Annotated in this window: 14 protein-coding genes; 5 read left to right on the top strand and 9 right to left on the bottom strand. The window is 72.5% G+C overall.

What is annotated here, in order from left to right:
- Positions 1-71: 71 nt before the first annotated feature.
- The 9 genes from IH61_RS0107315 to gcvPA form a co-directional block, all read right to left on the bottom strand.
- Positions 72-1,322 carry a sugar ABC transporter permease gene (locus IH61_RS0107315; protein ID WP_031066690.1) on the bottom strand — a complete coding sequence of 417 codons (1,251 nt, stop codon included), beginning with the start codon at positions 1,320-1,322 and terminating at the stop codon, positions 72-74.
- On the bottom strand, positions 1,319-2,107 hold the full coding sequence (locus IH61_RS0107310) for an ATP-binding cassette domain-containing protein (RefSeq protein ID WP_078910907.1): 789 nt from the start codon (positions 2,105-2,107) through the stop codon (positions 1,319-1,321). Before IH61_RS0107310 ends, IH61_RS0107315 begins: the two co-directional genes overlap by 4 nt.
- Before the next feature lie 159 nt (positions 2,108-2,266).
- Positions 2,267-3,361, bottom strand: coding sequence for a sugar ABC transporter substrate-binding protein (locus tag IH61_RS0107305; RefSeq protein WP_031066684.1), 1,095 nt, complete (start codon positions 3,359-3,361; stop codon positions 2,267-2,269).
- A 282-nt stretch (positions 3,362-3,643) separates the two neighbouring features.
- Positions 3,644-4,519, bottom strand: a complete 876-nt coding sequence (locus tag IH61_RS0107300; RefSeq protein WP_031066682.1) for a S1 family peptidase — start codon at positions 4,517-4,519, stop codon at positions 3,644-3,646.
- A gap of 332 nt (positions 4,520-4,851) precedes the next feature.
- Complete coding sequence (locus IH61_RS0107295) at positions 4,852-5,505, bottom strand: GntR family transcriptional regulator (RefSeq protein WP_031066680.1); 654 nt, start codon at positions 5,503-5,505, stop codon at positions 4,852-4,854.
- 83 nt (positions 5,506-5,588) lie between these two features.
- Positions 5,589-6,335: an SDR family NAD(P)-dependent oxidoreductase gene (locus IH61_RS0107290; protein WP_031066678.1), complete on the bottom strand. Its 747-nt coding sequence runs from the start codon at positions 6,333-6,335 to the stop codon at positions 5,589-5,591.
- A gap of 53 nt (positions 6,336-6,388) precedes the next feature.
- Complete coding sequence (locus IH61_RS0107285; RefSeq protein ID WP_031066675.1) at positions 6,389-7,522, bottom strand: ATP-NAD kinase family protein; 1,134 nt, start codon at positions 7,520-7,522, stop codon at positions 6,389-6,391.
- Positions 7,519-9,123: an aminomethyl-transferring glycine dehydrogenase subunit GcvPB gene (gene gcvPB, locus IH61_RS0107280; RefSeq protein WP_078910906.1), complete on the bottom strand. Its 1,605-nt coding sequence runs from the start codon at positions 9,121-9,123 to the stop codon at positions 7,519-7,521. The genes IH61_RS0107285 and gcvPB overlap by 4 nt, the downstream gene beginning before the upstream one ends.
- Positions 9,120-10,493, bottom strand: coding sequence for an aminomethyl-transferring glycine dehydrogenase subunit GcvPA (gene gcvPA, locus IH61_RS0107275; protein ID WP_031066670.1), 1,374 nt, complete (start codon positions 10,491-10,493; stop codon positions 9,120-9,122). The genes gcvPB and gcvPA overlap by 4 nt, the downstream gene beginning before the upstream one ends.
- 95 nt (positions 10,494-10,588) lie before the next feature.
- Here gcvPA and IH61_RS0107270 point away from each other — a divergent pair, with 95 nt between their 5' ends.
- From IH61_RS0107270 to IH61_RS0107250, 5 genes are read left to right on the top strand one after another with little or no spacing between them, the layout of a single operon-like run.
- Entirely contained in the window at positions 10,589-11,953 is a 1,365-nt protein-coding gene (locus IH61_RS0107270; protein WP_051836456.1) for an ABC transporter substrate-binding protein, read from the top strand.
- Between the two features lie 9 nt (positions 11,954-11,962).
- Positions 11,963-12,895 (top strand): carbohydrate ABC transporter permease, encoded by a 933-nt coding sequence (locus tag IH61_RS0107265; protein WP_234327067.1) that lies wholly within the window; start codon positions 11,963-11,965, stop codon positions 12,893-12,895.
- A complete protein-coding gene (locus tag IH61_RS0107260) occupies positions 12,892-13,737 on the top strand; it encodes a carbohydrate ABC transporter permease (RefSeq protein ID WP_051836455.1) in 846 nt (281 codons plus the stop codon). The genes IH61_RS0107265 and IH61_RS0107260 overlap by 4 nt, the downstream gene beginning before the upstream one ends.
- Positions 13,734-15,788 carry a beta-galactosidase gene (locus IH61_RS0107255; protein ID WP_234327066.1) on the top strand — a complete coding sequence of 685 codons (2,055 nt, stop codon included), beginning with the start codon at positions 13,734-13,736 and terminating at the stop codon, positions 15,786-15,788. Before IH61_RS0107260 ends, IH61_RS0107255 begins: the two co-directional genes overlap by 4 nt.
- On the top strand, positions 15,785-17,971 hold the full coding sequence (locus tag IH61_RS0107250; RefSeq protein WP_051836453.1) for an MGH1-like glycoside hydrolase domain-containing protein: 2,187 nt from the start codon (positions 15,785-15,787) through the stop codon (positions 17,969-17,971). The genes IH61_RS0107255 and IH61_RS0107250 overlap by 4 nt, the downstream gene beginning before the upstream one ends.
- Positions 17,972-17,984: the final 13 nt, after the last annotated feature.

Below are 17,984 nucleotides of genomic sequence, written 5' to 3'. Positions count from 1 at the left end.
CGAACGGCCCGGCGCCCACGGGGGTGGGCGCCGGGCCGGGTGGTGCGGGCCGGGTGAGGGTGCGGGGACGGTCAGCGGGTGGCGGTCTTGCGGGTGCGGCGGGAGACGGAGTCCAGGACGACGGCGGCGAGGAGGACGGCGCCGGTGATCATGTACTGGATGGCCTGGCTGACGTGGACCATGTCCAGGCCCGTGGTGATGCTCTGGATCACCAGGATGCCCAGCAGGGCGGACCAGGTCTTGCCGCGGCCGCCGAAGAGGCTGGTGCCGCCGATGACGGCCGCCGCGATGGAGTTCATCAGGACGTTGCCGCCGCCGAGGATCTTGTCGGCGGAGCCCTGCTGGGAGGCGTAGAAGAGGCCGCCCAGGGCCGCCATCCCGGCGGAGATCATGAAGACGGAGATGCGGACCCAGGCGACGTTGATGCCCGCGCGGCGGGCCGCCTCCACGCCGCCGCCGACCGCGAAGATCTGCCGGCCGTAGCCGGTGCGGCGCAGCACGAAGTCCGTGACGACCACGACGGCCAGGAAGATGAGCAGGGGCAGCGGCAGGCCGCTGTCCTGGTTGAGCATGTAGGCGGCGGTCAGCGCGATGACGGCCAGGACGCCGGTGCGCAGGGCGATCTCGCCCATGGGCCGCGCGGCGAGGCCGGCGGCGCCGCGGCGGCGGGCGTCGAGGATCTGCCCGGCGGCGTACAGCGCGGTGCTGAGGATGGCGAGGCCCCAGGTGTAGGCGATGTCGCCGTCGCCGAGGAAGTACGAGTCGAGGTTGGCCAGGACGCCGTCGTGCACGACGTTGGCGGTGCCCTTGTCGCCGAGGACGAACTGCTGCAGGCCGCTCCAGGCGAGCAGGCCCGCGAGGGTGACGACGAAGGCGGGGACGCCGATCTTGGCGAAGAAGAAGCCGTGCAGGGCGCCGATGGCTACGGCGGCGCCGATCGCGATGAGGCAGGAGAGCCACTCGTTGTAGCCGGAGCGCGCGGACAGGCTCGCGGCGATCGCGGCGGAGGCGCCGGCGACGGAGCCGAGGGAGAGGTCGATCTCCCCGAGGAGGAGCACGAAGACGACGCCGACGGCGATCAGTCCGGGGCCGGCGATCCACTGGGTGATGTGGGTGATGTTGTCGGCGTTGAGGAAGTCGCCGGTGACGCCCTGGAAGATGGCGCCGATGAGGATCAGGCCGAGGACCACGGGCACGGAGCCGAGGTCGCCGTTCCTCATCTTCCGCTTGAACTCGGCGACGTAGCCGGCCATGCCGGACTCGCGGACGAGGAGGCGGGGGTCGACCGCCTGGGCGGGCGGGGTGCTCTGGTCGGTGGTCACTTCGCGTCCTCCGCGAGTCGGGCCTGGCGCCGGGTGACGGCGTTCTCGGTGGCGCCGGTGATGGCGGAGATGATCTCCTCGTGCGAGGTGGCGGCCACCTCGAAGACGCCGTTGTTGCGGCCCAGGCGCAGGACCGCGACGGTGTCGGCGACGGCCTTGACGTCGGCCATGTTGTGGCTGATCAGGATGACGCCGAGGCCCCGCTCGCGCAGGCGCTCGACGAGGTCGAGGACCTGGGCGGTCTGCTCGACGCCGAGGGCGGCCGTGGGCTCGTCCAGGATGACGATCTTCGGGTCGCCGACGAGGGCGCGGGCGATGGCCACCACCTGGCGCTGGCCGCCGGAGAGGGCGGCGATGGGGATGCGCACGCTCGGGATGCGGATGGAGAGGGTGTCGAGCAGTTCGCGGGCGCGCTTCTCCATGGCGACCTCGTCGAGCGTGCCGAAGGTCTTCAGCTCGCGCCCGAGGAAGAGGTTGCCGACCACGTCGAGGTTGTCGCACAGGGCGAGGTCCTGGTACACGGTCGCGACACCGAGGGCCTGGGCGTCGTGGGGGCGGCCGATGGAGACCGCCCTGCCCTCCCACTCGATGGTGCCCTCGTCGATGGGGTGGACACCGGCGATGGTCTTCACCAGCGTCGACTTGCCGGCGCCGTTGTCGCCCACCAGGGCCACCACCTCGCCTGCGTGTACCTCCAGGTGTACGTCCGTCAGTGCCTGGACGGCGCCGAAGCGCTTGGAGATCCCGCGCAACGCCAGTACGGGTGCGCCTGTCACGTGAACCAGCTCCTTCTTCCCGGGTGCGCCGTGATGGTGGGGTGGCGCCCGGGTCCGCCCGCGCGCCGGGCGGGGCGGGCGGGTGTCTGTCGAAAAGGGTGTGCGTCGAAAAGGGTGTGAGGGCGGGGCGGTGCCTCCCCGGGGGCCGGGGAGCGCCGCCCGCGCGCGCTACTTGAGGCCGAGGGCGCCGCAGCCGGCGGCGTAGTCGGCGGTGCAGATGTCGGACGCCTTGTAGAGGCCGTCGGCGACGACGGTGTCCTTGATGTTGTCCTTGGTGACGATCTTGGGGTCGAGGAGCTTGGCCGGGATGCCCTTGTCGGTGGCGCTGTCGGCGCTGGCGGTGGCCACGGACTTGACGTCCTTGCCCTGCAGCAGGTCGACGGCCAGCTCGGCGGCGTTGTCGGCCAGCGGGCGGTACGCCTTGTAGATGGTGTACGCCTGGTCGCCGTTGACGATCCGCTGGACGGCGTCGAGGCCCGCGTCCTGGCCGCCGACCGGGACCTTGACGCCCGCGCCCTGGAGCTGGGTGATGATCGCGCCGGCCATGCCGTCGTTGGCGGAGTAGACGGCCTGGAAGCCGTCCTTGCCGAGCTGGGTGATCGCGGCGCCGATCTTCTGGCCGGCCACGGTGGGCTTCCACTCGCCGGACTGCTCGTAGACGACCTTCTTGACCTTGCCGTCGAGGACCTTGTGCGCACCGGCCTTGAACTGGCCGGCGTTCGGGTCCGCGTCGTCGCCGTTGATCATGACGACGTTGGCGTCGGACGCCTTGGCGCCGAGGGCGTCGACCAGGGCCTGGCCCTGGAGTTCGCCGACCTTCTCGTTGTCGAACGAGACGTAGGCGGCGACCGGGCCGGTGGCCAGGCGGTCGTAGGCGACGACCTTGACGCCCTTGGCGGCGGCCTCCTTGACCCAGGACTGGGTGGAGGTCGCGTCGAAGGCGTCCAGGACGATCACCTTCACGCCCTGGGCGATCAGGGTGTCGAACTGCTGCTTCTGCTTGGCGGCGCTGCCCTCGGCGTTGTTGTAGAGCACCTTGCAGTCGGCGCACAGGCTCTTGACCTTGGCCTCGATGAACGGGCGGTCGAACGACTCGTAGCGCGAGGAGGACGCGTTCTCGGGCAGCAGCAGGCCGATGGACTTGGTGTCGCCGGAGGCGGCGGAGTCCTTCTTGTCGCTGCCGGCCTTGCCGCACGCGGCCATGGACAGGGCCATCGAGACGGCCGCGGTGGCGATAACGGCGCGACGCATCGTTGCGTTCATGTTGGGGGTGCCTCCCTGACGTCGCCGCGACGGTGCGGCGGAGTGGAAGGGAGTCAACCTGCATCCGCCTGATGCAGTCAAGAAGTAAATTCAATGAGAGATCATCTCGGACTCATTCGTTATATTCCTGAAGCCAAGGGCGTACTCCTGTGAACGCACGAGGATGATGGTGCAGGTCACAGGACTGAAGGATTCAAGTCCTGTCGGGATCCACAAACGGAAGGCCGTCCTCCTCGGAAGACACGGCTTCCGGGGAGGACGGCCTTGAGGGGCGCGCCCGGGCTAGTAGACGCTCACCCTGTACTTGGCGAGGGCCGCGTTGACGGGCTGGAAGAAGGTCGTGCCGCCCACCGTGCAGTCGCCGCTGCCGCCGGAGGTGAGGCCGATGGCCTTGGAGCCGTCGTACAGCGGGCCGCCGGAGTCGCCGGGCTCGGCGCAGACGTTGGTCTGGATCAGACCGCGGACGGTGCCGCCGCCGGAGTAGCGGACGGTGGCGTTGAGGCCGGTGACGGTGCCGGAGTGGGTGCCGGAGGTGGAGCCGGTGCGGGTGACGGACTCGCCGACGTAGGCGTTGGGCGCGGAGGTGAAGCCGCCCGGGTGGGAGACGGCGGCGTTGTCGTAGCGGACCAGGGCGTAGTCGGTGCCCGGGAAGCTGGAGTTGACGGTGGCGCCGATCAGCGTGCTGTGGGCCTTGTCGGTGTACCAGGTGCTCGCGACGTTGCCGCAGTGCCCGGCGGTGAGGAAGTAGTGGGTGCTGCCGCTCACCACGTTGAACCCCAGCGAGCAGCGGTAGCTGCCGCCGTAGATGGCGTTGCCGGCGGCGAGCAGCGGGGTGAAGCGGCCGGGGGCGTGACGGATGGTGAGCTTGGGCGCGGCGGTGCCGGCGGCGCGGACGATCCCGGTGACGGCGGACGGGCTCACGGTGCTGTCCACCGTCACCACGACGCGGCCGGTGGCCTGGTCGACGTACCACGCGGTGCCGTCGACCTGGGCGTTGAGGACGGCGTTGTCCACCGCCGTCAACTGCTCGGCGGCGGACGGGCTTTCGGGTGCGGCCGCGGCGCCCGGCGCGGCGACCGCGGTGGCGGACAGCAGGCCGAGCGTGACGGCGAGCAGACGGATGCGTCGGGAGTGGGGGGTCGGGCGCTTGGTCCTCACCGGTCTCCTCCTGGGAGTGAGAAGGCCCCCTGAGCGTCGGGGGGCCGTGAGGCGCGGTCAGGCGGTGCGTCGCGGGGCACCCGCCGACGCCGTCGGGGAGGCGGTGGCAGGTGTTCTGCTCCTGACAGGCGCTGTCCGGAAGTATGAGGAGACCGACCGTGCGGTACAAGACTTCTGACGAAATGTCGGAAAATCGATCGGTACGCACGGTCGGTGCGCGAACGGCACCGCCCGGGATGAGGGCCGGTGCGTGAGGGGCCAGGGTGCGACGGGCCGGTGTGTGGCAGGTCAGGGTGTGACAGGTCAGTGTGCGACGGGTCAGCGCGCGAGGGTCAGTGCGCGCCGACGGAGGGGAGCCGCTCCAGGATGCGCTCCATGCCACTGGTCCAGTTGGCCTCCAGCGCCGTGACGGCCTGCTCCACGTCCCCCTCCAGGAGGCACTGGGCGATCCGCTCGTGCTCCTCGGCGGCCCGCGCCAGGATCTCGTGGTCGCCCACGACCACCCGCTCGTAGCGGTGCAGGGTGAGCTTGAGCGAGTCGATCATGTCGCGCAGCCGGGCGTTGGCGCAGCCCGAGAGCAGCAGCGCGTGCCAGGCGTCGTCGGAGCGCTCTATCGTCTCGTGCGGCGCCTGCGGGGCGGAGAAGGCGCGGGCCTCGGCGAGCAGCCGGGGCGCGATCGCGGACAGGTGCGTCGGGTCGGAGGTGCGCAGCGCCAGCGACTCCAGGGCGATCACGATCGCCGTGAGGTCGCGGAACTCCTGCTTGCCGGTGGGCGCGAACCGGAAGCCCTTGCCGCGCTCGCTGGTGATGATGCCCTCGCGCTCCAGGCTGATCAGCGCCTCGCGCAGCGGAGTACGGCTGACGCCCAGTTCCTCCGCGAGCTGCACCTCGTTGATCGACTCGCCGGGGGTGAACCGGCCACGGCCGAGCTGCTCCAGGAGCTCGTCCTTCACCTGCTCGCGCAGCGGACGCCGCTCGATCGCCATCGGAACATCCCTCTTTCTTCCTCGGTCCGAAAGCCTACCGGCCGGGGCGCCGCGCCTTGGTGACCGGGCGCCCCGGGTGGGTGTCAGGCGGTGCCGGCGCCGTCCACGGGGATGACCGCCCCGCTGACGAAGGCGGCGGCGTCACTGGCGAGGAAGGCGACGGTCTGCGCGATGTCTCGCGGGCGGCCGATCCTGCCGAGCGGTCGGTCGGCGGCGTCGGCGTAGAAGGCGTCCGGGCTCTCGCCGAGTTGGCGGGCCTCCTCGGCGAGCATACCGGTGTCGGTGTCGCCCGGGCAGACGCAGTTGACGCGGATGTTGTCGGGCCCGTGGTCGATGGCCATCGCCCTGGTCATGTTGACGACGGCGCCCTTGGAGGCGCAGTACGAGACGGCCCGGCCGCCGCCCTTGATGCCCCAGCCGGAGCCCGTGTTGACGATGCTGCCCCCGCCGGCGGCGGCCATCAGCGGCACCACCAGGCCGCTCATCAGCATGATCGAGCGGACGTTGACGGCCATCACCAGGTCCCAGTCCTCGTCGGTGATCTCGGTGACGGTGGAGCGGCGGATGATCCCGGCGTTGTTGAACAGCACGTCCACGCCGCCGAAGTGGTCGACGGCGCTGCGCACCGCCTGCTCGCAGTCGGGGCGCCGGGAGACGTCGCAGCGGGCGAAGACGCCGCCGACCTCCTTGGCGGCCTGCTCGCCGCGCTCGGCGTCGAGGTCGGCGAGCAGGACGGACGCGCCGAGTTCGGCCAGCAGGGCGGCGGTGGCCCGGCCGATGCCGGAGGCGGCGCCGGTGACGATGGCGCGCTTGCCGGTGAGGTCGATCATGGGGGACTCCTCTGCGGAAGGGGTGGCAGGTGGTACGGCTCGGGCGGTACGGCTCAGTCGGTGAGGCGGTAGACGGCGCTCGCGTGGCGGCCGGTGATGACCCGGGTGTGCCCGGAGAGGGCACGGTCCAGGGCGGGGTCGCCGGTGTCCAGCAGCAGCGGGCGACCGGCGAGGGCGGCGAGTTTGGCCTCGGTGGCGAGGACGAGGAGGCGCTCGGGGCCTGCGGCGCGCAGCAGTTCGGGGGAGAGCTGCTGGTTGCCGCGGCCGAGGAGGAATCCCTGGCCGCCGACGGGGGAGAGGGCGATCCAGGGGGTGTGCGGCAGGGCGAGCAGTTGGTCGGCGCGGGCGTCGCGCAGGTCGAGGCGGGCGGTGCCGTCGCCGTTGACGCGCAGCACGTCGACGCCGGTCAGGCTGGCGTCGGGCACGCCGAGGGCGGCGGCGACGGCGTGGGTGGTGGTGCCGGGGCCGAGCACGAGCAGGGCGCCGGGGCCGACCCGGTCGGCGATCTCGGCGGCGATCCCGGCGATCCCGGCGAGTGAAGCAGGGTCGGCCGTCGAGCTTCCGGTCTTGCGCTGCTGAACGCGGGAGGGCAGCACCGGGACGGTGAGGTGCCCGTACAGGCGGGCGCCGACCCGTCCGGCCCGCAGCGCCTCCTCGTCCCGGTCGACCACCTCGGCGGTGGCCAGCCGAACTCCCGCCCCCCGCGCCCAGGCGGCGGCGACCTCGGCGGCGGCGCGGGGGTGCACGGCGAAGACGGCGGAGTGCATCTTCACCCCGGCGGGGATGCCGAGGACGGGAACGGCGGACGCGGGGCCGACCGCGTCCAGGACGTCGCGGGCGGTGCCGTCGCCGCCGCAGAACAGGAGCAGCTGCGCGCCCGCCTCGACGAGCACCCGCACCGCCGCCCGGGTGTCGGCCGCGCTCGTGGGCTCCCCGTGCGGCCGGTGCACCACCCGGCCGACACCCTCGACACCCATCGGACCGCCGACCGTCAACAGCTCCACCTCGGGGACGAGCACCAAGAGTTGACGGACCATCAGTTCGGCGCGATGGGGAGCCGACGGCCGAGCACCGAGCTCGCGCGCCCGCCGCTGGGCCTCGGCGCCGTCGCTGCCCTTGAGCCCGACCCGGCCGCCGAGCCCGGCGACCGGGTTGACCACCAGCCCGACGCGGGGCCGCGGTGTCACGGCCGCTCGCCGAGGACCTTGCGGCGGTAGGCGCGCCAGCTGACCGCCCACACCTGCGGATCGTCCAGCGGTTCGTGCCGGATGCGGTGCACCGTCGAGTTATGCGGCGCGGTGCGGACGGTCTGCGGCTCCTCGTACGCCTCGCGGGCGACCTCGGCGAGGATCGCGGCGTACTCGTCGAGGTCGGCGCGGGAGTAGGACTCGGTGGGCTCCAGCGTCATCGGCTCGGGCACCACGTACGGGTGGTGGCTCGTCCAGTAGTGGGTGCCGAAGTCGGCGGCCCGGTACCCGAGGTCCTCGCTGTGCAGCCCGGTGTCCTCGTTGAGCCGCTCCCAGCTGTAGCGCACCTGCTCCACGCGCGGGCGGCCCTCGGCGTAGGGGACGGAGACGCCCCGGATCTGCCGCACCTTGTGCAGCAGGTAGTTGTTGTTGAGGACGGCGGTCTCGGCGACCTCGCGCAGGCCCTCGGCGCCCAGCGCCATGATCCAGGCGTAGGCGCGGACCAGGTTCGGCACCACGCCCAGGTAGGGGCGGATCTTGCCGACGGACTGCGGCCCGCCCTCGTCCAGGCGGTAGCGCTCGCCGTCGAACTCGACGGTGGGGCGCGGCAGGTAGGGCGCCAGCTCGGCCGTGACGCCGCAGGCGCCGGCGGCCGGACCGCCGCAGGCGTGCGGGGTGGAGAAGGTCTTGTGCAGGTTGAAGTGGCACAGGTCGAATCCGGCCTCGCGGGCCCGGGTGATGCCGAGGATGCCGTTGGCGTTCGCCTGGTCGTAGGCGCACAACCCGCCCGCGCGGTGCACGAGTTCGACGAACTCGCCGATGCGCGGGTTGTAGATGCCGGTGTCCTCCGGGTTGGTGATGAGCAGCGCGGCGGTGCGTGGGCCGACGGCGGCGCGCAGCGCCTCGATGTCGGGGTAGCCGTCCGCGTCGGGGTGCAGGGTGATGACCTTGAACCCGGCGGTCTTGGCGCAGGCGGCGTTGGAGGGGTGGGAGAAGGCGGTGGTGATGATCTCGTCGCGCTGTTCCAGTTCGCCGCGCGCCGCGTGGTGGGCGCGGATGACGGAGACGTTGGTCCAGATCGCGGCGGAACCGGCCCCGGGCTGGAGGCTCACCCGGTCCATGCCCGAGATCTCCTTGAGCATCTGCTCGAGGCGGTGGGCGAGTTCGAGCACCCCCTGCACGGTGGAGGCGTCCTGCGCGGGGTGCAGGGAGGCGATCCGGCGGTCGCGGACGAAGGTGTCGTTGACCTTGGGGCTGTACTTCATGGTGCAGGTGCCCTGGCCGACGTCCACGTTGAGGTCGGCGCCCAGGTTCTCCTGGGACAGGCGCAGGTAGTGGCGCAGCACCTGCTGCTGGCCGAGTTCGGGCAGGCCGGGCGCGGTGCTGCGGCGCAGGGCGGCCGGGAGCCGGTCGGCGGGGGAGCCGACGGCGGCGGTGACGGCCAGGTCGGGCAGCGGCGGCAGGATGCCGCGCTCGCCGGGGGCGCCCAGCTCGAAGATCAGCTTCTCGTCCCAGCGGGCCTGGTGGAAGCGGCGCAGCGGCGGCTTCGCGGCGATCCTCGGGTCGACGGGGTCCGCGCCAGCAGTCTGATGGTTCGTCACTTCACGATCTCCTCAAGAGCGGTGGCGAGGTTCTCGATGTCGGCCCGGGTGTGCAGCTCGGTGACGCAGTAGCGGCCCTCGCGCTCGTCGGTCCGCCCCTGGCCCGCCGGGGTGCCGGCGTGCAGGCCCCGTTCCAGCAGGGCGGCGCTGATCTCGGCGGCGGTGAGGGCGCCGGTGTAGCGCAGGGTGAAGTCCGCGAAGTGGACGGCCTCGGGGTCGGCGAGCTCCACACCGGGCACCTCGGCGAGGCGGGCGCGGGCGTAGGCGGTGTTCGCGAGGATCGTCTCGCCGATCTCGCGCATGCCGTGCGGGCCCATCAGCGCGAGGTAGACCCCGGCGGCGATGCCGTGCAGGGCGGCGGCGGTGCCGACCCACTCCTTGCCCTCCTCGCGCAGGGCGAAGGAGGTGCGCTCGTACGCGACGTCGCCGAAGCCGTACTCGCCGGGCACCTCGGTGGGCGCCAGGCCGAACAGGCGGCTCGGGTACTCGGCGACCAGGCGCGGGTCGTCGTGGCTCGCGATGAAGCCCGCGTTGCCGCCGCCGAAGCTCGGGTGGATGCCGAGCGGCTGGAGGTCCCCGCAGGTGAGGTCGGCGCCGAGGGAGGCGGGCGGGGCGAGCACGCCGAGGCTGATCGGGTTGACGTGGACCACGGCCAACGCCCCCGCCTCGTGGGCGAGTTCGACGTAGGCGGGCAGCTGCGGGTCCACCCGGCCGCTGTGGTCGGTCAGCTGCGCGTACACGGCGGCCACGTCACCGCCCGCCAGCGCCGCCCGGACGGCCTGCGGTTCGGCGGGCAGCCGCTCCGGGTCGTGGACGCCGCGCACGTAGTCGCCGATGCGGGAGAGCCGGTCCGGGTCGATGTCCCCGACCAGCAGCAGCCGGCGTCGGCCCGTCGCCCGTCCGGCCATCCGCAGCGCGGTGGCGGCCGCCTGGAAGCCGTCGTAGGTGGGCACGTTGACCACCTCGACGTCCAGCAGCTCGGCCATCAGCGACTGGTACTCCCACAGCGCCTGGAAGCGCCCGTGGTCCTCGTACGGCTCACCCGCGTAGGCGGTCAGGAACTCGCTGCGGTTGACGACCTCGTCCACCACGGCGGGCACGTGGTGGCGGTAGCAGCCCGCGCCGAGGAAGCTGCGCCCGGGCGGCACCGCCGTGTTGCGGGAGAGCAACTCCTCCAGGTGGGCGGCCAGTTCGGCCTCCGAGTGCAGCGGCTCGGGCAGGTCCAGCGGCCGGTCCAGCCTGAGCCCGGCGGGGATGTCGGCGTAGAACTCCTCGACGCTGCCCGCGCCGACCTCGGCGAGCATCGCCTTCCTCACCTCGGGCGCGGAGTTGGGGACGTACGGATGGGTTCGGGGGACGCGTGCGCTCATCGGGCACCTTCCGCGATTTCAGTCGTAGACCTTGACGGCGCTGTGCATGCTGAGTTCTGTATACAGCATTCGGCATTCACTCGTCGGGAGGCAAGATGTCAGCGAAAACCCGGCTCGGAAATCTCCCCCGCACCCACGGGCCGTCCCCCACCCGGCGCAGCCTGCTCACCGCCGGACTCGCAGGCGGCGCCCTGCTGTTGACCGGCTGCGCCACCGGCGGCAGCGGCGGCGCCGACGCCAGGAAACTCGGCGGGAGCGCGAGCGCCACCCTCGCCGGGAAGATCAGCATCTGGTCCTGGGACGTCGCCGCCAAGGCCATGAAGCGCCTGGGCAGGACCTTCGAACAGGCTCACCCCGGCACCACGATCGAGGTCGTGGACATCGGCTACGAGAACGCCTACGACAAGATCACCGTCGGCCTCGGCGCCGGCAGCGGCCTGCCCGACGTCCTCACCCTCGAAGCGCACAAGGTGCCCGGCTACATCGGCAACTTCCCCGGCGCCCTCGTCGACCTCACCGGCCGCGCCGACGGACTCAAGGACAAGTACCCCCAGTCCATCTGGCGGTCCGTCAGTGATTTCAAGGGCCGCGTCTTCGCCCTGCCCTGGGACAGCGGCCCCTGCGCCCTCTTCTACCGCCGCGACCACTTCCAGCAGGCGGGCGTCGACCCCGCCACCCTCGCCACCTGGGACGACTACGTCACCGCCGGCGCCAAGCTCAAGGCCGCCACCGGCAAGAAGCTGCTCATCCTGGACTCCAAGAAGGACAGCACCTTCTCCCTCCTGCTCCAACAGCTCGGCCAGGGCTGGTTCGTCGACGGCAAGGTCGCCGTCGCCACCCCCGCCGCCGAACGCGCCCTCACCCTCCTCAGACAGCTCGTCGACCACGACCTCGTCGACTTCGAGGACGGCTGGGACGGCCTCGTCTCCGCCACCCACGACGGCAAGGCGTCCACCACCCCCACCGCCGCCTGGTGGGACGGCACCCTCAGCGGCGACCTCGCCGACCTCAGCGGCAAGTACGGCGTCGTCCCCCTGCCCGCCTTCACCCCCGGCGGCTGCCGCACCTCCAACAGCGGCGGCTCCACCCTGTGCGTGCCCTCCCAGACCAAGAACCCCGAACTGGCCTGGGCCTTCCTCGAGTTCCTCCTCGCCGACAAGGCCAACCAGGTCTCGATGATGAAGAACGAAGGACTCTTCCCCGCCTACCTCCCCGCCCTCGACGACCCCTACTTCCAACAGCCCGCGCCCTACTACGCCGACCAGCCCGCCATGAAGCTCTTCGCCGAACTCGCCCGCTCCATCCCCGTCATCGAGCGCACCACCGACGACACCAAGGCCGGCGACATCGTCACCACCGCCGTCAACACCGTCCTGCACAACGGCGCCGACCCCGGCACCGCGCTGCGCTCCGCCGCCCGCCAGATCGCCACCGCGACCGGCCGCCAGACGGCCGCGTAGGCGAGCGACGTGACCAGCCCACCAGCCTCCCTGCGCAAGCCCGCCGCCACCCGCACCCGTGCCACCGCACCCGCCCGGCGACGGCGCACCCCGAACACCGCAGCCTGGATCTTCGCCGGCCCGGCCGCCGCCCTGTTCACCGCCTTCTTCGCCTATCCGCTGGTCGCCAGCCTCTACCAGAGCTTCACCGCCCGCCGCGACGGCGCCGACGTCTTCGTCGGCCTCGACCAGTACCGGCGCCTGCTCGAGGACCCGGCCTTCCTGCACTCCCTCGTCAACACCGGACTCATCCTTGCCGTCCAGGTACCGGTGATGATCGGCCTCGCCCTCGTCCTCGCCGTCCTGCTCAACCAGTCCTGGCTGCGCTTCCGCGCCACCTGGCGGGCCGTGTTCTTCCTGCCCGCCGTCACCACCCTCGTCGCCTACGCCGTCGTCTTCCAGGTCCTGCTGCGCACCGACGGCGGCCTCGCCAACCAGCTGCTGCACGCCCTCGGCCTCGGCGGCGTCGACTGGCTCAACTCGCCCACCTGGGCCCGGATCTCCGTCGTCGGCTCGGTCACCTGGCGCTGGACCGGTTACAACGCCGTCATCCTGCTCGCCGGACTCCAGGCCATCGGCCGCGACCAGTACGAGGCCGCCGCCCTCGACGGCGCCGGGCCGCTGCGCACCCACACCGGCGTCATCCTGCCGCAGCTGCGCCCGGTGGTGCTCTTCTGCGTCATCACCTCCACCATCGGCACCCTGCAACTCTTCGACGAGAACTACGTGCTGACCAGGGGCGGCCCCGGCGACGCCACCCTCACCCCGGTCGTCTACCTCTACAAGGTCGGCTTCCAGCAGTTCGACTTCGGATACGCCGCCGCCATCGCCTGGGTGGTCGTGCTGATCATCGCGGCCGTCTCGCTGCTGCAGTTCCGGCTCTACGGAAGGGAACGCCGATGACGCCCCGGACGCGCCGTCCGCTGCCCGCCAGGATCGGCCGCGCCGCCGTGACCGCCGTCCTCGCCGCAGGCGCCGTCGTCAGCCTGGTGCCCTTCGCCTGGATGGTGATCGCCGGCACCCACAGCAGCTCCGAACTCTTCCACTCCCCACCACCGTTCCTGCCCGGCGGCGAACTCCTGCGCAACCTCGCACACCTCCAGGAGACCATCGGCTTCGGCCGGGTCATGCTCAACAGCCTCGGCATCGCCGTCGTCTACACCGCGCTCAGCGCCCTGCTCTCCGCCATGTGCGGCTACGGGCTCGCCAAGTACCGCTTCCGCGGCCGCGGACTGCTCCTGGGGCTCGTCCTCGCCACGATGATGATCCCGTTGCAGGTCCTGCTCGTCCCGCTGTTCCAGATGATGGCCAACCTCGGCTGGATCAACACCTACCAGGCCGTCATCCTGCCCTTCCTCGCCAACTCCTTCGGCATCCTGCTGATGCGCCAGAGCTTCCTCGACTTCCCCGACGAACTCCTCGAGTCCGCCCGCATCGACGGCTCCGGCGAGCTGCGCACCTTCTACCAGGTCGTCCTGCCCTGCGTGCGGCCGCAGCTGGGAGCGCTGGTGATCTTCACCTTCATGGGGCAGTGGAACAGCTTCATCTGGCCGCTGCTGATGCTCAACAAGCAGGAGACGTACACCGTCCCGGTCGCCCTGAACACCCTCACCGGCCTGACCCGTGTCGACTACTCCGGCCTGATGCTCGGCTCGCTGCTCGCCACCCTGCCCCTGGTGCTGCTCTTCCTGCTCTTCCAGCGGCAGTTCGTCTCCGGGCTCCTGGGCGGAGCGCTGAAGGGATGACCATGAACCTCACCCGGGTGCCGGGGCTGCTGTACGGCGGGGACTGGAACCCCGAGCAGTGGAGCGAGGAGGTGTGGGCCGAGGACGTGAAGCTGATGGCCGAGGCGGGCGTCAACCTCGTCACCGTCGGCGTCTTCTCCTGGGCGCGGCTCCAACCAGCCGCCCACAGCTGGGACTTCGGCTGGCTCGACCGCCTCCTCGACCTCGTCCACGCCCACGGCATCGCCGTCGACCTCGCCACCGCCACCGCCTCGCCCCCCGCCTGGCTGGTACGCGCCCACCCCGAACTGCTGCCCGTCACCGCGGACGGCGTACGGCTGGAGTTCGGCTCCCGCCAGCACTACTGCCCCTCCTCGACCGCCTACCGCGCCGCCGCCGTACGCCTCACCCGGGCGCTGGCCACCCGCTACCGCCACCACCCGGCCCTCGTCCTGTGGCACGTCCACAACGAGTACGGCGACCACGTGCAGGAGTGCTTCTGCCCCGCCTCCGCCGCCGACTTCCGGCGCTGGCTGCGCGAACGGCACGGCACCGTCGAGGAGTTGAACCGCTCCTGGGGCACCGCCTTCTGGTCCCAGCGCTACAACTCCTTCGACCAGGTCGAACCGCCGCGCACCGCGCCCGGGCCCGTCAACCCCACCCAACTGCTCGACTGGCGGCGCTTCTGCTCCGACGCGCTGCTCGCCCTGCACCGCGCCGAGAAGGCCGCGCTCGACGAGATCTCGCCCGGGGTGCCCGTCACCACCAACTTCATGTCGATGTTCAAGGCGCTCGACTACTGGGAGTGGAGCCGGCACGAGGACTTCGTCTCCGACGACGCCTACCCCGACCCGGCCGACCCGCGCGCCCACGTCAACGCCGCCATGAACTACGACCTGATGCGCTCCCTCAAGGCCGGCCGGCCCTGGCTGCTCATGGAACAGGCGCCCTCCGCCGTCAGCTGGCGACCGGTCAACGTGCCCAAGCCGCCGGGACTTTACCGGCTCTGGTCGCTCCAGGCGCTCGCACGCGGCGCGGACGGCGTGCTCCACTTCCAGTGGCGGGCCTCCGTCGCCGGGGCCGAGAAGTTCCACAGCGCGATGCTGCCGCACCGGGGCACCGCCGGGCGGGGCTGGCGCGAGACCGTCGCCCTGGGCGCCGAGCTGCGCCGCCTCGGCGAGGTCGCGGGCAGCCGGATGCGCGGGCGCGCCGCCGTGCTGCTCGACTGGGACAGCTGGTGGGCCCTCGAGCTCGACGACCACCCCTCCGCCCGGATGCGCTGGCTGGACCTCCTCCGGCCCTGGTACGCGGCGCTGTACGAGCGGGGCGTCACCGTCGACTTCCTCCCGCCCGGAGGCGAGCTGACGCGCTACCCGCTGGCGCTCGCGCCCAACCTCTACCTGCTGGACACTGCCGACGCCGACCGGCTCGACGCGTACGTCCGGGGCGGTGGGCACCTGGTCTGCGGACCGTTCAGCGGCGTCACCGACCGGCACGACCACATCCACCCCGGCGGCCAGCCCGGGCCGCTGCGGGAGCTGCTCGGCGTCGTCGTCGACGAGCCCTGGCCGATCCCGGACGGGGAGAGCACCGCGCTGGACCTCGACGGAGTCGGGCTGAGCGCGCTGCGCTGGAGCGAGTGGATCGAGACGAGCGACGCCGAAGCGAGCGACACCGAAACGAACGGCGCCGAAACGATCGCCCACTACACGAGCGGTCCCCTCGCGAACCGACCCGCCGTCACCCGCCGCCGCCACGGGGACGGCACCGCCTGGTACCTCAGCTGCCACCTCGACGCCGCCGACACCGGCCGGGTGCTCGACCTGCCCCTCGCCGAGGCCGGGGTCGGTGCCGAGCTGCCGGGCCTGCCCGCAGGCGTCGAGGCGACGCGCCGGCGCGCGGCGGACGGCACCGAGTACCTGTTCCTGCTCAACCACGGCAGCGTCGAGCGCTACGTCGCCCTCGACCGGCCCGGCACGGACCTGCTCACCGGCACCGCCGCCACGGGCCTCACCCTCGCCCCGCTCGGCGCGGCCGTCCTCCGCATCCCGCCCACCGAGGAGCGCGCATGACACCGCTGACCCGCCGCCACTTCCTCGCCACCTCCGCGGCCCTCACCGCCACCGCCACCCTGGCCGCCACCCCCGCCTTCGCGGACGCACCACCCGTGGACGTACAAGCCGCCGACGACCGCTACGCCGACATCCTCGACCAGCACGGCACCCCCGCCCTCGCCTACCCCGGCGACGCCGACGGCCACAACCCCATCACCGTCTTCGCCGACCTCGGCGCCTGGCACGCCTACGCCCTGCCCCGCCCCGGCGACCGCCTCGGCGGCTTCACCGGCCCCCTCCACCTCGCCCAGGAATACCCCTGGTGGCTCAGCGACGGCCTCACCCGCCTCCAACTCACCGAGGACTCCCACCCCCTGGACCTCACCGCAGGCGGCGCCCCCCGCCTCACCGCCCTGCCCGGCCTGCTGCGCCAGCGCTACGACCTCGGCACGGGCCTCACCCTCACCCTCGACCTGCGCTTCGCCGGCAACCGCACCGCCCTCCTCCACGCCCGCCTCGCCAACGCCGGCCCCGCCGCACGCACCCTGCGCCTCGCCTGGACCGGCACCCTGCTGCGCCCCGCCTCCGGCCCCCAGCACGACGCCCCGCGGCTGACCGCCGCCGAGCGCGGCATCGAGGTCCGCTTCGCCCGCGTCCGCAAGACCTGGGACTACCTCACCGACGGCACCGAGCGCTTCGCCGTCCGCCACGCCCAGCCCGTCCGTGTGGCTCTCGACGCCACCGGCGACGGCCACCGCACCGAGCTCGCCGACCCCGTTCAGCTCTCGCCCGGCGCCGCCCGCAGCCTCCACTGGACGGAGAGCTACACGTTCACCGAGGCCGACTACGCCCGCGCCGCCGCCGAGTCCGAGGCCGCCCTGCGCGACCCCGCCCGCGTGGCCGCCGCGGGCGCCGCCCGCTGGGCCGGGTACGTGGCCCGCGCCACCGAGGGCGTCCCCGCCGAGCGCCGCCGCACCGCCGTCAAGTGCGTCCAGACCCTCGTCACCAACTGGCGCAGCCCCGCCGGCCGGATCCTCCACGACGCCGTCACCCCGGCGCTCGCCTACAAGTGGTTCAGCGGCGTCTGGGCCTGGGACACCTGGAAGCAGGCCGTCGGCACCGCCGTCTTCGCCCCGGGCCTGGCCGCCGACCAGATCCGCGCCGTCTTCGACCACCAGGTCCCGGCCGGCTCCGCCGAGCGCCCCCAGGACGCCGGAATGGTCCCCGACTGCGTCTTCTACAACGACCCGAGCACCGGCGGCGGCAACTGGAACGAGCGCAACTCCAAGCCCCCGCTGGCCTCCTGGGCCGTCTGGGAGGTCTACCGTCGCAGCGGCGACCGCGCCTTCCTGCGCGAGATGCTGCCCAAGCTGACCGCCTACCAGGCGTGGTGGTACCGCACCCGCGACCACCACGGCGAGGGCCTGTGCCAGTACGGCGCCACCGTCGACCCGGCCAACGCCACCCCCGAGGACTGCCGCCAGGCCGCCGCCTGGGAGTCCGGCATGGACAACGCGCCGCGCTTCGACGCCGCCCTCGGCTGCGGAGTCGTCGCCAACACCGACCCGGCCGGGCGCACCGTCGGCTGGTCCCTCACCCAGCGCTCCGTCGACCTCAACGCCTACCTCGCGGCCGACCACCGCCACCTCGCCCTGATCGCCGCCGAACTCGGCGACCGCGCCACCGCCCAGCGCCTGCGCGAAGCGGCCGAGCGCATCGACACCGCCGTCCGCGACACCATGTACGACCCGGCCACCGGCTGGTTCCACGACACCGACCTCACCACCGGCGCCCGGCTCACCGCCCGGGGCCGGGGCATCGAGGGCGCGATCCCGCTCTGGTCCGGCACCGCCACCTCTGCTCAGGCCCGCACCGTGCGCCGGCTGCTGCTCGACGCGGCCGAGTTCGGCACCCCGATGCCGTTCCCCACCGTCGCCCGCAGCTCGCCCTACTTCGACGCCGCCGGGTACTGGCGCGGGCTGGTCTGGCTCGACCAGAGCCACTTCGCGATCGAGGGGCTGCGCCGCTACGGCTGGAACCAGGACGCCCGCCGCGCGGTGGAGCGCCTGCTGGCCACCGCCGGCGGCCTGACGGGCGACGCCCCGATCCGGGAGAACTACGATCCGCTGACGGGCGAGGGCCGCAACTCCCGGGGTTTCAGCTGGTCGGCGGCCCTGCTGCTGCCGCTGCTGCGCGAGTAGGCGGTGACGAGTG

It is taken from the genome of Streptomyces sp. NRRL WC-3742 (genome assembly GCF_000720635.1).
In the GTDB taxonomy this organism is placed as follows: Bacteria; Actinomycetota; Actinomycetes; order Streptomycetales; family Streptomycetaceae; genus Kitasatospora.
The sequence above is the reverse complement of the archived record's forward strand: the minus strand, read 5'-3'. Positions and strand labels throughout refer to the sequence as shown.